14 protein-coding genes are annotated in these 15560 nt (G+C 42.1%); 4 read left to right on the top strand and 10 right to left on the bottom strand.

The features are described 5' to 3' along the window. Positions 1–14: 14 nt before the first annotated feature. The 5 genes from V6R21_RS23565 to V6R21_RS23585 form a co-directional block, all read right to left on the bottom strand. On the bottom strand, positions 15–1544 hold the full coding sequence (locus V6R21_RS23565; protein ID WP_334247600.1) for an arylsulfatase: 1530 nt from the start codon (positions 1542–1544) through the stop codon (positions 15–17). Positions 1545–1762: 218 nt separating this feature from the next. Further along, complete coding sequence (locus tag V6R21_RS23570) at positions 1763–2203, bottom strand: cupin domain-containing protein (RefSeq protein ID WP_334245991.1); 441 nt, start codon at positions 2201–2203, stop codon at positions 1763–1765. Positions 2204–2690: 487 nt separating this feature from the next. Beyond that, positions 2691–3194, bottom strand: a complete 504-nt coding sequence (locus tag V6R21_RS23575) for a hypothetical protein (RefSeq protein ID WP_334245992.1) — start codon at positions 3192–3194, stop codon at positions 2691–2693. 1490 nt (positions 3195–4684) lie between these two features. Beyond that, entirely contained in the window at positions 4685–5254 is a 570-nt protein-coding gene (locus tag V6R21_RS23580; RefSeq protein WP_334245993.1) for a helix-turn-helix domain-containing protein, read from the bottom strand. Between the two features lie 257 nt (positions 5255–5511). Next, positions 5512–7857, bottom strand: a complete 2346-nt coding sequence (locus V6R21_RS23585; protein WP_334245994.1) for an arylsulfatase — start codon at positions 7855–7857, stop codon at positions 5512–5514. A gap of 444 nt (positions 7858–8301) precedes the next feature. Between V6R21_RS23585 and V6R21_RS23590 the strand changes: the two genes are divergently transcribed. Beyond that, on the top strand, positions 8302–8709 hold the full coding sequence (locus V6R21_RS23590) for a hypothetical protein (RefSeq protein WP_334245995.1): 408 nt from the start codon (positions 8302–8304) through the stop codon (positions 8707–8709). Between the two features lie 18 nt (positions 8710–8727). Here the strand turns inward: V6R21_RS23590 and V6R21_RS23595 are convergent, their stop codons facing one another. The 5 genes from V6R21_RS23595 to V6R21_RS23615 form a co-directional block, all read right to left on the bottom strand. Further along, a complete protein-coding gene (locus V6R21_RS23595) occupies positions 8728–9441 on the bottom strand; it encodes a DUF3667 domain-containing protein (RefSeq protein WP_334245996.1) in 714 nt (237 codons plus the stop codon). 89 nt (positions 9442–9530) lie between these two features. Continuing rightward, complete coding sequence (locus V6R21_RS23600) at positions 9531–10400, bottom strand: hypothetical protein (RefSeq protein WP_334245997.1); 870 nt, start codon at positions 10398–10400, stop codon at positions 9531–9533. Positions 10401–10653: 253 nt separating this feature from the next. After that, positions 10654–11571: a sulfite exporter TauE/SafE family protein gene (locus V6R21_RS23605; protein WP_334245998.1), complete on the bottom strand. Its 918-nt coding sequence runs from the start codon at positions 11569–11571 to the stop codon at positions 10654–10656. Between the two features lie 149 nt (positions 11572–11720). Then, positions 11721–12836: an HAD family hydrolase gene (locus tag V6R21_RS23610; RefSeq protein WP_334245999.1), complete on the bottom strand. Its 1116-nt coding sequence runs from the start codon at positions 12834–12836 to the stop codon at positions 11721–11723. Positions 12837–12925: 89 nt separating this feature from the next. Next, positions 12926–13588 carry an LbetaH domain-containing protein gene (locus tag V6R21_RS23615; RefSeq protein ID WP_334246000.1) on the bottom strand — a complete coding sequence of 221 codons (663 nt, stop codon included), beginning with the start codon at positions 13586–13588 and terminating at the stop codon, positions 12926–12928. A gap of 49 nt (positions 13589–13637) precedes the next feature. Here V6R21_RS23615 and V6R21_RS23620 point away from each other — a divergent pair, with 49 nt between their 5' ends. Genes V6R21_RS23620 through V6R21_RS23630 form a run of 3 tightly spaced genes read left to right on the top strand, consistent with a single transcriptional unit; the run spans position 13638 to position 15520 of the window. Further along, positions 13638–14468 carry a bifunctional methionine sulfoxide reductase B/A protein gene (locus V6R21_RS23620; protein ID WP_334246001.1) on the top strand — a complete coding sequence of 277 codons (831 nt, stop codon included), beginning with the start codon at positions 13638–13640 and terminating at the stop codon, positions 14466–14468. Positions 14469–14501: 33 nt separating this feature from the next. Beyond that, positions 14502–15137 (top strand): peptide-methionine (S)-S-oxide reductase MsrA, encoded by a 636-nt coding sequence (gene msrA / locus V6R21_RS23625; protein WP_334246002.1) that lies wholly within the window; start codon positions 14502–14504, stop codon positions 15135–15137. Positions 15138–15139: 2 nt separating this feature from the next. Further along, on the top strand, positions 15140–15520 hold the full coding sequence (locus V6R21_RS23630; RefSeq protein ID WP_334246003.1) for a VOC family protein: 381 nt from the start codon (positions 15140–15142) through the stop codon (positions 15518–15520). The last annotated feature ends 40 nt before the right edge of the window (positions 15521–15560 follow it).

A 15560-nucleotide genomic window follows, 5' to 3' on the forward strand; every position in this document is an offset into this window, starting at 1 on the left:
GAGTAGCAACAATGTTATTTACCTTGAGTACCCTCTGTCAGCTTGTCCATCACCTCATCTAGGTTAAAGGAAGAAGGTTTCTGTCGTGGCGGATAATCCTTAAAGCTAGAAATCATTTTGGCTGCCATATCCTGTGAGGCTACACCTGCAAACTGGACAATTTCTTCCATCCACTCATAGTAAGTATTGGAGTTGTGTTGGGCACGTTCAAACGGATCCATCTTCAGGTCAAATACCAATGGAAGGCGAAGTGAGACAAACGGATACATCCAAACCCCCATCTTACTGGACTGCTGCTCCATAAAGACCAGTTTCCAACGGTTATAGCGCATAGCCACTAGCTGCCCGTCATCATTCCAGTAGAAAAACTCTTTCCTCGGCCAAGGTGTATTGGCAGGGTCATATGTTTTAGGTAGTTCCTGCTTACCAGTAAGAAATGGTAACAGGTTATAACCATCCAAGTGAACCTTGTAAGTCATATCTCCTGCCTTGTGTCCTTTGAGTAGCTTTTCCTTGATATTAGGGTCGCCTGCCGCTGCCAATAGCGTTGGTAACCAGTCCGTATGAGAGGTGACTTCATTGATCACCCTATTTTCAGGGATTTTGCCTGGCCATCTGATTACAAATGGCACACGGTAGCCACCTTCCCAGTTTGTATTTTTCTCACCACGGAATGGGGTAATACCACCGTCAGGCCACATATTAAAGTGCGGACCATTATCAGTACTATAAATGACAATGGTATTTTCGGCAATACCCAAATCATCCAGTTTCTTCAAGATTTGTCCCACCTGCTCATCATGCATCATCATCGCATCCGCATAAAAGTTCAGTCCCGACTTACCTTCATAACTCTGAGGTACGTGAGTTATGTAATGCATATGGGAGGTATTGAACCAACAGAAGAATGGCTTTTTGGCTTTAGCCTGACGGTCAATAAAATCAACAGCCGCATCCAGAAACTCCTGATCCACGGTTTCCATTCGCTTGATATTCAAGGGTCCTGTATCCTCAACTTTACCGTCGGCAGTACTTTTGATCACCCCTCTAGGTCCATACTTCTTTCTAAAAGCAGGGTCTTTCGGATAATAAGGGTTTTCCGGTGCCTCTTCTGCATTCAAGTGGTAGAGGTTTCCGAAGAATTCATCAAAACCATGGTTGGTAGGCAAAAACTCATCCTTGTCCCCCAAGTGGTTCTTGCCAAACTGTCCTGTAGCATATCCGAGGGGTTTGAGCAGCTCCGCCAAGGTGGGGTCTTCTTTCTGAATACCCAAATCAGCTCCCGGCAACCCTACTTTCGTCATACCTGTCCTTACAGGCATCTGACCTGTGATAAAGGCTGCTCGTCCTGCTGTACAGGACTGCTCCGCATAGTAGTCTGTAAATCGGGTTCCTTCTTTGGCTAGCCTATCAATATTGGGGGTATTGTACCCCATCATCCCATCGTTGTTATAGCTTAGGTTCCAATAACCGATATCATCCCCAAAGATTACTAGAATATTGGGTTTGTCTTGGGCATGGGTTTGAAAGGAAATAAACAGCATAGCAACCAGTGCCTTTACACCAGATTGCCAGCCTCTAATGAGTAGTTTTTTCATCGTATAGTAGAAGTTAAGGAATTGATTACCTGATAAGTAATAAAAGGAAGGAAGGAAGGTAGAGTATTAAACAATTCTAACAAGTAACACCATACACAACGAATGAGTTCACACTTTTGTATCTAAACAAAAAGGCTACACAGATTTCTCTGCATAGCCATCTTTTACATTAGCTTGACGCCATAATCACCACAGATCCTGACTACTTTTTCAAAGTCCGGTGGACCATCATCAGGCAACTGACTCAATAACTCAAACATTCCTTCAATGCCTGCTGGAAATATACTCAATATCACTCGGGCATTTTGGTTACCCAATACCTTAAAGGAATGTGGGATCATTCTGGGCAAGAATATCGTATCTCCTGCTTTCAGTACTGATCTCGTATCTCCTACCGTAAATTCCACTTCCCCTTCCAACAACTGAAACACTTCATCTTCTCGCTCATGCATATGTTTTGGCAACTGTGTACCTGGTGGGTTATTCTGTTCAATCAAGGTAAACAAGCCATTGGTGTCCTTACCAGTCAACTTGATGGTCTGATGATCCCCTATCACATTCAGCTTTCTACCTTCATTGGCTTTGATGATTTGGCTTTTAGTCATGTCTTATGAATTTTGAATCAACCGAAATGGTTAAGGTGGGTGAGATGACTTATGCAACAGTGTACACAATGGAACTCTGCCCAAAAACACCGTCTCTAGCAAAGGAGTTCATCTTGTTATTTAACACTAAGGCTACTTTGACAAACTCTGTACATATACACTCAACAAACAATTTATGATAGCCCCTCTAATTTAGAAGTTAAATTCGTTTTTTGGCTTCGGCTTCGTTCAGCAACCTCTAAACGGACATTGGGCGTATTCGAAGGATATTTCTTTCATCTTTAATTCAAGCATCTATAAATAACGTGAACTATGGATTATATCACCCCTTCAGGGCTGAATAGTGTGATTTTCATTACGATGGATTTCAGTCCATCGTGAAATAACGTCCTAGCAGCGATAGTCTAATCCATAGCTCACTTTAAATAGACAAAACCCCACCATCTACAGAGATGGCAGGGTTGTTCAAAACAAGATTGTAATTGTTTTAAGATGCTGTATAGTCAACTCCATCAAACGTAACTGTCCCACTGCCAAGGTTACCAGGGACAAAATAATCGTTTAAGTAAGTAACCATTCCTTGCTTTACTTCCTGAATAATGGCTTCAGAGGTTTTGATATTAACAAAATCCTTGATCAGGTACATCCCACCCAAATTTTTGGATAACTGGCGATCAATTTCTCCTATCTTGAAAGAAACTCCTTTTAGGGTATGTTCTAATTCACTTTTCTTCGCAGGGTCTGACTCGTTCGCAATTTTATCAATTAACGCTTGCTCCTGTTCCCCCAAGTCAGCTTTCTTTTCTAATAAGTCACTGCGACGCACCCCATTTTTACGGTCTTCTACATCTTTCAAATCTGAACGAGCATCCATCTCATCAATCCAAATCTCCACCATATTGGCGAATGTATCCAGTTCTATTTTACTGGATGCAAACAATGGGTAGTTTTCAGGCTTGAAAACTTCTTGTAGGTCTAGTTGTGTAGCCATAATGTGTTTTCTGTTTTTTTAAGGTTAAATCTAAACTGATATGTTTATTACAGGAATTTTTCCTGATCTGCATATGGTAACAACTACAAGGTAAGGCAAGAGTAACCTTTATTTCAAGGGTGGTGTAAGAAGTGCCAAACCTTCTTTCTTTCAGGGAATAAGTAACGTCATCTCTATAAAACACCCCCTATAGTCAGTTCTATCTTTTCTTTCATTGATACCGAAAACCTTATGTAAGAAAAAAACACAATTGCTATTCCAATATGTTAGCCTTTATCACGATTGAAATTCATCGTATTAACAATAGCGTGAATTATGGATTTATCTTCAAGTATATCGCCCTTTCAGGACTGAACAGTGTGGTTTTCATTACGACGGGATAATCGCGTGTGCAACGGCCATCGCTGATATATTCAGTCCCTTCGGGACATCTACCCTGAAAGGGTAAAATATAATAGTGATGGATTTCAATCCATCTCATTCATGATACCTTAAAAGCGAATTCTAATCCAAAACGCACATTATATTATGATGGACTAAATGAACGTGAACTATGGATTATACCACCCCTTCAGGGCTGAAATATCGTTTACATGACAATGGACTAAAGTCCATCGCTGATATATTTTGTCCCTTCGGGACTTATGCCCTGAAAGGGTCTTATACAATAGCGATGGGTATCACCCATCGTAAAGAAAGACATGTAAATCAGCCCAAAAAGGGCGAAATAGCGACATTTCAATACATAACTCACGTTAACAATACTATCGGTGTTCCCTGATCGAAGCCGAAGGGCGATTTATTTAGACTTCGACTACTTCGGCAGACTCTGCTTACATTCGCTCTGTCACCGATGTTAACTATAAAGTGTAAATCGTGATAAAGTTCATTATCAAGACTCCGCAGTTATATTAAGCAGAGGTATCATTGAAATCGGAAGTTTTAAACGCATCGATGGTTTATAGGTTCAACTCCTTTGGAGTTGGATAAATGTAATTTACTTATACCTCAGGCTTAGGCCTAAGGCTACTATTGTTCAATCCCTTCGGGATTATTTTTTCACACAGCAAACACCGTTTCCGAAGGAAACAAACCATATTAGCTCCAGATGGCAATCTGGATTTTACAGCCATCAATATATCATAACCCTGAAAGGGTTGAACAGGATAACATCATTTAGTACCTCATAATATGAGAAAGGATTAGAGTAGGAAATCTCTATTCCAATTCAATACTTGCTTAATCACTGAGCGGAACCGAGGTCTACCTTTCCCTTTGACTACGCTCAGGGTACGGAGCTCAACTTTCTGCTAATCACGTGAACTATTGCAACAGCTAGCTAAATGGGAACAACTACTCCTTCTGCAAGATGTTATAGTCCCATGCAACCAACAAAAAAACCGGCAGCAAAGCTGTCGGCTATCAGCAGAAGTTATAAAGTGATACAGCATTAAAGAAGAATCAGTAAAAACCAGTACAATGAACAAAAGTCAAGCAGACCTTCTCTGTTCCAGATGCGATAATAGCTCCGTTTGTATTACTAGATTGGTTTTATGACTTTCAAAATCCCTGAGACGTGGCGAAAGCGCCTTCCAATACAAAAGCAGTAACTGCACATGTGGGCGATTAAGACGTGGTTGGATGGGTTTCTCGTGAAGTTTAAATAGGCTAGGACTCTTCAATATAAAGATACTCCGTCTAGAATGAGGCCCTCTGAGATAACAATCGTTATAGTCTGCATTCCATGCTGTGCATACCCTACCATATGGAAGGGGAGCTGCCTTGCGAGGGAATAACTCAGGCAGGATCAGACCAGACTTGCGGGCACTTCCCCTGACAAATAAACGTCCCTGATACAAGCTGTCAGCCTTAAATGGGTCATACACTCCCCCATGAGAATTACGTTTGATCTCTCTTGAGATGGTGGAGCGGTGTACACCAATCAAGCGAGCAATCACTGCTTGTGACTTTCCCATATAAAGGAAGACGCTGATCATCATTCGCTGTGCCTTGGTCAAGTGCCTGAAGGTACGGTTTGTATGTTCGCTTTCTTGATGCATAGTAACAAGATAAGAAAACCTTACACCTCCACAGCAGGGACGTAAGGTTAAAAGTGTACTTGCCAAATAACACATCGGTGACTGAGCGGATGTATGCTGAGCTTGTCGAAGTAGCCGAAGTCTCAATAAATAATCCCTTAGACTTGGTTCAAGGAACATCGAACGTACTGTTATTACGATGAATGTTAATCGTTATTAACACTACTGCCCTATGACCTAATTGACTTTATTTGGTTCCCCCTGCTCTCCACATTTTCTTACCCTTTCTTCAGTTCAATATTTACCTCTACAATATGCCCCTCAAACTTATTGGCTGAATAGTCCTCTGTAACTGGTGAACCTGTGTCTACTCCTATACCAAAGGTATCAATCCCGTAACGTCCTCCTACTGTTGCTTCCAGATGGGCTTCCCCTACCTTTTGGTTATTTAGGTAAAGCGTAACAGTAGCTCCCTTTCCTATTCCTCCTCCATCATAAGCAACGTCCAATTTTACTGAAGCCATCCCATCGGGCAACTGCTGGCTGGACTTGATAATCGTGTTATCTTCAAAGAAGTTATAGATAAACGTTGGGTAGCCGTCTTTTACATACAAGGAATAGCCGCCTCCCAATCCACCTAGTGCATTGATTACCCCATCTTTGTGATCAGCAGAAGTCTCTAGCATTGCTTCCAAAGTCCAAGAGGTGTTCTTGGTATTGGGGGCTGCTGTCTCGGGTATCCGTATAGCGCCTTCATAGAAGGTAAACTTGGTTCGGTCACCAGTAGGAGATGGTTTGGGTACACTCAACCGTCCTGCCCCTCGATCATCCAATGGAAATACGTGGTACTTCTCGGCTTCTTCTTCCCACATGGCTTGTAGCTCCTTTAGCTTTTCAGGGTATTTGTCTGCCACGTTTTTGGCTTCCGAAAAGTCTTCGGCTACATGATACAGCTCCCATACTTCGTTTTCATATCCTGGTGCCAGATCCTGACGCCAAGGGAGTGTGTGCTGATGAGCAGCCACCCATCCATCGTGGTACAAAGCACGGTTACTGAATACCTCAAAATATTGTGTTGTACGGATTTCTGGTGCATCAGTATTGGTAAAGGTAGACATAAACGATTTTCCGTCAATTGGGCGTTGCTTGATACCCTCTACATATTCGGGCATCTCAATACCTGTAGCTTCCAGAATCGTCGGCACTACATCAATAAGGTGCAGAAACTGTGAGCGAATCCCCCCCTTGTCCTTGATCACTTTTGGCCAAGAGACCACCATCGGATTCCGTGTTCCGCCAAAATGGGAGGCAACTTGCTTTACCCAAGGAAAAGGGGTATTGCCAGCAAAAGCCCAACCAATAGGGAAGTGTGGTTCTGTCTCCGGCCCACCAATTTCGTCTGCTTTTTTCAGGTTTTCCTCAATGCTGCTTGGAATTCCATTCAGTGCCTTTACTTCGTTAATCGTACCCTGTAACCCACCTTCTGCACTCGCACCATTGTCTCCTATAATATACATCACCAAGGTATTGTCAGCATCCGGCAACTCTGCTATTGCTTGGAGCAAACGTCCGACTTCATGGTCTGTAAAGGCTAGATAGCCAGCAAAGTTCTCGTACAGTAGCGTGTAGAATTTCTTTTCGTCTGTTCCCAATGTATCCCATTGGGGTACAAGCTCATTGCGAGGAGAGAGTTCTGCATCTTGTGGGATAATTCCCATTTTCTTCTGCCTTTCATAGACAATCTCCCGCTCCTTGTCCCATCCGTGATCAAACTTTCCTTTAAACTTGTCACTCCATTCTTTGCGAACATGATGAGGAGCATGGACAGCTCCGGGAGCATAATACATAAAGACAGGTTTATTAGGTGCAATAGACTTTTGTTGCTGTAGCCATGCGATCGCCTTATCTGTCATATCTGTCTGAAAGTGGTAACCTTCTTCAGGTGTTTTGTCTGGCTCTACCGGTACGGTATTCTCAAAAATAACCGGATAGTACTGGTGGGTCTCTCCTGCATTGAATCCATAGAAATAGTCAAAGCCCAATCCTGTAGGCCAACGGTCAAAAGGTCCAACAGCAGAGGTTTCCCAGTCTGGTGTATTGTGGTTTTTACCGAACCAAGAAGTATTCATACCATTGTACTTCATCACTTTTGCGACGGTGGCAGTGGCTTTTGGGATCATCGTGGTATAACTCGGAAATCCTGTTGCCCACTCTGCCAAGAATCCGCTGCCGCAATTATGGTGGTTACGCCCTGTGATCAGGGCTGCTCTTGAAGGGCCACAGATAGCTGTAGTATGAAAACGATTGTAACGGAGTCCCTGATTGGCCAGTGAGTCCAGATGTGGTGTCGGAATGGAACCTCCAAAGGTACTGGTCATACCGAATCCCACATCATCCAGTAGGATGATGACCACATTAGGTGCACCTTCGGGAGGTGAGGGCAATTCGGGCCAATCCATCTCTGACTCCTTATAAGTCCTTCCTATTTTACCTTTGAACTTAGGGTCATCATAAGGGACTTTATCTATTCCCTCTTGTTTTGTGGGTTGTTCTGTCTGACAAAATGCCCATTGGCTTAATGTCAACAGCAAGGATATTAATATAGTAAAGATACTGGCTTTCATATACCGGATGGCATTTTGAGGTGTACTATCAAAAGCGCTAGGCTTAATAACTTTTATGTTCGTTTACCTGTCCTTCCAATTGTCAAGTAAAACCAACTCAGAAAACTAATCGCTATTTATTTAGATGGTCTAAAAATGAAAAGGAAGCTCTATTGAGGTAGGGGAAAATAGAATAGCACATTGTTATATACTGTGATTTTTAAACACCTAGCAACTTCTAAAGGTTCACAAGGAAGTTCTAACCAATGGCCTAATTCACTTTACTCTTTTTGGTTATCTCTGCCTTCCATATTTCCTTGGTAACTCGTTCTTCCCAACAACATGCTTTACTTTACCAAACAAACTGTTCCTTTGACTAAATAAAAAATAAAATAAATTCATTAAGAAGCTTAACAGTGTGCTATGTGTGTCAACAACAAACGAAAAATTGCAACGATGCTCAGAATGGAATCTGATTTTTCTATACATTATCTTGATAGAAGTAAAAAGCTCTTGATGACGGAATGTAAACCGATATCAACCAAAAAGTATGAACAACTGAATGAGGCACTTAGAATACAGAAATATATCCTGATTTATTCACCAAGCTATTGGTTACTCGATTTGCGGAGGGTCCATTTGGAAGCCCATCCAGCTGATATCGTTAAAAGTGTTAGCAATTGGCTTTCTTTTCTGAAAGCCAGCAGTATCATAAAAATTGCTTATGTCACAAGTCCTAAGTTACCAAGTACGCAAAAGTTTCTTAGCGGACTCATTCAGGAAATCACTGAAGTTGATAGTGACAATGGAATTGCTACTTCTATTTTCGAAAATAAGCAACAGGCAGAAACTTGGTTACTTTCTTGTAATTAAGGAGCTCTTTTGGCTAAGTCATTTTCCTGCAAGATGGATGAGACCAAAGGCTACCGCTATTACAAAGAAATAAAGTAAAATATAGCAGACTAATGTCAACAGAAATGATTTCACTTTTGACATGTTGGCGAAAAACTGTGCGTATGACCAGTAGAGCAACAAAAAACTGGTCAACGCCCCTGCGAGAGCTGAACCTGAGAAATTGAAAAAATAAAGAAAAGGCAGCATCAGTACTCTCAAGATCAAGCGCTGTACGGCACAATACCCATTCAGGACAAGGTGTTCAATGTAGTTATACCCCTGACGGCGAAACAGCAGAAACGAAAATATAGAGGCTACAGGAGCCAACAACAGCTCCACTACAGAATAATGGTTATGTATCCACAGCCTGACTTCTTTCAGTTCCTCTATCTTACCAGGAGTTGTCAGCTCATAATCCAACCCTAAATAATGAAAAAGGAATCCGTATAAAGTCGCCAAATAAACCAGCAACTTGATAGGACTCTCATACTGTACCCTTTTTCCTTTTACATAATCATGGATAAAATACCCCGGACGCTTTAGCAATACCTGAAGCGTGTAAAGCATTCCCTGATGGAGTTTCAGTGCTCCGTGTACATAGTCATTCCAGAGATGCCGTTTTGACAACCTTTTTGTACTTGCAGACTGCCCACACTGATTGCAGAAGTTTCCTTCAAATGTATTTTCACAGTTTTTACAGATGGTCGTCATGGCCTGTTTCCGGAATTGGAAGAGCCTTTATTATCATGTGATACTAAAGGCTCTTGTTTCAGTAATTCAATTAGAATTCTCCCAATAATTTATTTCTGGTAGATAGGTGTACGCTTCAGTAAATACTCAAATGCGGATTGCCATGAATCATCTGTATCGCCAAATGGCTCCCTACTTTTGGAGTAGATCTTGTCCTTATTTTTATAGATCTCAACCACCACCTTGTAATCGAACTTGGTTCTTTCGGTAGAATAGGTAGAGCCAGACACCTTCGTATCAGACTTGTTGTCGCTTTTCTTCTTTTGATCCACATTGCCATAGGTACTGGAAATATTGGATTGTCCCGTTGTGTAGGTCACCTCACCAAATACAATGTACTCAACACCCAAAGCCCTTTGCAGGTCTTCTATTGAATACTCGTCAAGGTTATTATAGTTTACACCTGCTTCTCTCAACCTTGAGTTGGTTGTACGGGTATCCTGAAGCGCCAATGGTCTGATATTGGTCGAATGTTTCTCATAAAACTCATGGATCATGTGCTGAGCATTTTTGGAATTTTGCTCAGAAAGTTCTCCCGTTTCCTGATTGACAAACATCAAAGGCAGTACCGCCATCATATTTTGCTCTACCTTAAAGGTCGGCTTCTCTCCTGCGGCATTTTCAGTTCCTCTTGCTGCACCTACCGCTTCTGCAGGTGGCTGAGCTGCTTTCGCTCCTTGACTGAAGGTCTGTTCCCTTCCGTTCTTGAATACGATCTTGCTGATATTTGATTTTGACATGGTGTTCTCTATCGCCTCACCGGGATAGGTAAAGACCACATTCTCTTCCTGAACTTTCAAGACCTGTCCCTGAATTACCTTCCCGTCATTGGTAATGATAATGTCGTTTTTATCCTGTGCCTGTAGAGATACCGTCAATAGCATCAGTAAAGCAAGCGTCAGATATTGGATTGTTTTCAAATACATAGTAGTAAGTTGCTCTAGTTTGAAATATGTAAAATGAAAACAGCTTGGGATTTAAATCAGTTCTTCCAGGCTTTTAAAAGAAATGGTACTCTTACCTGAAAAGGTAGCTCTTCTTCCTTCCTTTTATCGTTCTTATTGATCATTTAAAGGTTTCCTGTAATGTTAAATAACGTATTAATAATAAAGGCTACACCGTCGCTCAACGTGTAGCCTTTATTATATCATCAAGATACAAAACTGCCTTTGATTATGCAGCCTGCTTCAGTGACGATTCGTTTGTCTGTACCTGCTTCAAAGCCTTATAGTATGAACTAAACATTGAGATAGCAGTATAAACCACTACAGCTATCAGCAACCAGTTAATCCATGAAACATTCAAGGACTTTACTAACCCTACAGCCAACAATACGCCCACTACTCCAAAGATGTTTACCATCAATGCAGCATCAATTGCGTACGCACCGCTTTTCACAAACTTGTAGGAAGAGAATGCCATCATTAGCGCTGCGGCTCCCATCATGATAGGAAATGCTGCCAGCGGATGCATGCCCAACATATAAACCAAAGTCATACAAGGAGCAAAGTTTCCAATACCAATTGGAAGCAACATACCGATCAGGAAATTTCCGATCACGCCTATCAGCAACTTGTTTCCTTCAAGCCCCATTGCTTCTCCTCCAGCTGGGAATAGCTTGAGTTGTCCTGCAATAATCAGAACCGCCATCACCAACAGAGCGGTACCCATACCAATTCGCACTTTCTGTACATTCAAGCCTGATACTACCTTGGCTCCAACCAGTGCTCCTATTACAGAAGATAAAATCATACTGATCAGTGTTATAGGTTCCACTTCTACGGCACCTAAAAATAGAAAAGCTTGTGTGTAAGTCGCCATGGTTGCCGCCACGTTTAGCGTACCAGGGATCTTACTGTCCTCCATCATTTTGAAGTTCTTGAAACACGCAGTCATGACTGCAAAACTGCTTACGCCCAGCGTATCCACAAAGTTAGCGACAAGTCCTACGATAGCTGCTTTCCAGCTCTGTCTCAAGTCAAGTGTGTTCGCTTTGTGCTGCCTGTACACAGCACGTGAAAAAATTGCAATAAAGGATAGCCCTGCCACCACCAGGATCATCTGCAAGACCAATACAGGTGTCAACATCATTAATCGTTCAGTAGTTAATTTGAAAAACAAAGCCGCAAAACTATAAAAGTTTTTGAGATAGGAACTCTCTTAATTCAATTTTCCTTAAACAATATTCCTGAACGATAGTTTATATGGGTTAACCTTATTTTACTTATATAGAATTTCGCTCACATTCCTGTCTTTGGCCTGTCCGCCTCTTCTTCCCTATGGATTGGCTGACTCCTTATAGGTTCCTCATAAGGGGTTTCATTGGCAAAAACTCGGTTCCAGTCCTCTTTCATACTGACTACATGCCAATCGTTCTGTTTAGCCATCCTGAGTGATAAGCTGTCCTCTTCCTGATAAGCAAACTCTCGATCTTTATCATCATGGTTGACGAGCAATTGAAATGACAGGTAAGGGCTTCCCTGACTAAAACGCAACATATACACATCTCCACCAGCTCCTACATTTCCACAGGCAAATACAGGCCGCTGCCCAATCACGTATTGGATATTCACTGGTTTTTCCTGCTTGTCATTGAAGCTTTCCAACTCAGGCATTCGCTCAATAGTACTTTTTGCTATACCATCATCTATCAGTTTATACTTAAACTTGGAACCGATCACCTGCTCATCTGGAATCCCATAAAGTTCCTCTCCTACTTCCCGAATAAACTCCACTGTTCCACCGGAACATATATAGGTTTTAAAGCCGTGTTCACGCAGGTACTCTAACAATTCCAGTTGTGGCTTATACACCAGCTCATTGACTGGCACCTTCAGCACTGGGTGCACGGCAGACTGGAAGAAACTATGTACATCCTTCTCAAATGCTTCTTCTGTCATACCTGAGTGTGTCTTAAGAACCAGGTCAATCAGTCCTTTTTCACCCAAAGCATGCAGGTATTTTTTATCCCCTTCTATTACTGCTTTATATGGCTGTACATTGCGGAGTTTTGGGTTTTCCTCCACCATGTCATGGATGCGATAGCTCACAAACATGCCTTGTATCAGAGGCTTTTCAGACCAAAGGGTTCCGTCATTATCAAAAGTCGCAATCCTGTCTCTTTTAGGGATGAAGTCTGGACTATTAGGGTCCGTAATCCTTTCCACATAATCCATGATCGCCGTTTTGACATCTCCTTCTTTCCACGATTCCAAAGGTGCTATATTCAGAAGGGTTTGCCCTCTGGTTTTCACCATATCCACATTCATTTGATTCTTCCTTTCTTCTGCTTTTTCACAGGAAAGCGTAAGCAACAGTATAAGGAGTATATAACCATTTCGAAGCAGTAATTTCATGGGTTTCATTGTTATTTCTTTTAGTGAGAAGCAATAGTCAATGTATAACCCAAAGAACAATTAAGGCGTGTTTGGCGTTCCTGTTACCGCTACACTTTAGCCACGACCTGCCCCCCTTCCTTATAAATCATCTTGCTGTCGAGTGTTCCTCTGAAGTTCACCAAGGGATATATCATACTTTCTCTTCCAATGATAGCACCTGGGTTCAGCACCGTCTGTGCACCCACTTCCACCTGATCTCCCAAAAGGGCTCCAAACTTGACCAATCCTGTATCAGCCTTTTGACCATCTGCCAACACAACCTTTACCGTACCTGCAATCGACCTGAAGTTAGAGAGGATCACACCAGCTCCAATATGTGCCTTATAACCAAGAATAGAATCTCCTATATAGTTGAAATGCGGAGCCTGTACACCATCAAACAGGATTGCATTTTTGATCTCTGTAGAGTTTCCGACTACAACATCATCACCAATAATCACATCATTCCGAAGAAAGGCACAATGACGTAGTTCACAGTTACGTCCGATGATGGCAGGTCCTTGAATAGTTACATAATTACCAATAGTGGTTCCACTTCCTACCCATACATCAGGTTGTATTTCTTGGTAATCGTCAGGGAGGTGAGGGATCAAGGATTGCAATATTTCCGAGATTTGTGGGATAGCCTCCCATGCAAGATCAAAATCAAAAAGTTGCTGAGCCAAAGTGTGCTCCCTGCTGAACAAATCAGTTGAATGGATGTTTTTCATAGAAGTGCTATTCATCAAATTTCCCCTAAGATAAGTCCAAGAAGCAAATATGAAAAGGAATAAGCTGACTGAGGAAGAAGCAAGAGTGATCTTGCAAAAAGGAACTGAGATGCCTTTTACGGGTGAATACAATGACTACACAGCCAGCGGCACTTATGTTTGCCGACAATGTGAAGCACCGCTTTACTATTCAGAAGACAAGTTTAATAGTGGTTGCGGATGGCCTAGCTTTGACGAGGAAATCCCGGGAGCGGTCAGAAGGATCCAAGATCCAGATGGCAAACGCACTGAAATAGTCTGCCGAAGTTGTGACGGTCACCTAGGGCATGTATTTGAAGGAGAACAGTACACCCAAAAAAATACACGTCACTGTATCAACTCAATTTCATTAAAGTTTGTACCTGACAAAAAGTTAACTGCCGAAGCAGAGAAAGTCTATTTTGCATGCGGCTGTTATTGGGGAAAGGAATATAAATTCAAACACACTGAAGGCGTTCTTGCTACACGGGTTGGGTTTATGGGTGGTCATCAGGAGTTTCCAACCTATGTACAGGTCTGTCGCAAGGTTACCGGACATGCCGAAACGGTTGAAGTAACCTACTCACCGGAAGCTATCAGCTTTGAAGAACTGCTTGAGGTATTCTTCAATATGCACAACCCTACTGCTGATGACAGACAAGGTTTGCGCAACTCTGGCAACTACCGCTCTGCCATCTTTTACACCACCGAGTTACAGAAGGTTAAAAGTGAACAGAAGGTAGAACTTATGATAAAGGAAGGCGTTAATGTAGTAACGCAAATGGCACCTGCTGGTGTATTTTACCCAGCAGATGAAAGGCACCAAAACTATTGTGAAAAGAAAGGGATTGTCCCTAAATAAACAGTTAACAACATATACTTTTTGCTTGAAAACATGAGATACTACTTAACAATTATCGGGCTGCTACTGGTAATGACCAGTAACGTCATGGCCCAAACACCAAAAACGAAAACAATGGAAAACAAACAATACGAGACAGCGACATTTGGCGCTGGCTGCTTCTGGTGTGTGGAAGCTGTATTCCAACGCTTGAAAGGAGTGCAAAAAGTAGCATCAGGCTATGCCAATGGAGATATTGATAACCCAACTTACAGACAGGTATGTTCAGGGTTAACAGGGTTTGCTGAAGTTGCTCAAATTACCTTTGACCCTGAAGTGATCTCATTTGAGCAACTGCTGGAAGTTTTCTGGCACTCCCACAACCCTACAACGCTTAACAGACAGGGTAACGACAAAGGAACTCAGTACCGATCAGGTATTTATTATCACAATGCAACTCAAAAGGAAATTGCGGAAGCCTCTCTGAAACGTACTGATGCATCAGGACTTTGGGAAGCACCAATCGTAACCGAAATTGAGCCATTGCGCAATTATTACGTCGCAGAGGACTACCACCAGAATTATTACAACGACAATTCCAACCAGCCATATTGCTCTTTTATTATTGCTCCTAAGATCAAAAAGCTGCACGAGGAATATGGTCATTTACTTAAAGAGGAAATGGAATAAATATGGACTTCCGAATAGCCCGACATACAACCAAGCTAGTACCTCTAATTCATTTTTACCATGAATTGCTGGGCCTTGAAATACTCGGATCTTTTGAAGACCACAAGGGTTATGACGGTGTTTTTCTTGGCATACAAGGAGAAAGTTGGCATATAGAATTTACGGTATCAAAGCAAGAGCCCAAGCATGCGTCAGACCCTGATGACTTGCTGGTCTTTTATTCCAATACTGATGACGAGTACAAGCAACTTATCGAGAACCTTCGTCAGCACAAAACACCTGAAGCTGTCCCTAGCAACCCTTATTGGGTAGACAACGGCACGACCTTTCTTGATCCAGATGGATTTCGTATTGTCATCTCGAACAGGAAACATAAATCATAGGGCAGCTAATGACTCCTTGATGATTTCTTCAGATGAATAC

The sequence above is a fragment of the Limibacter armeniacum genome (assembly GCF_036880985.1).
Taxonomy (GTDB): Bacteria; Bacteroidota; Bacteroidia; order Cytophagales; family Flammeovirgaceae; genus Limibacter; species Limibacter armeniacum.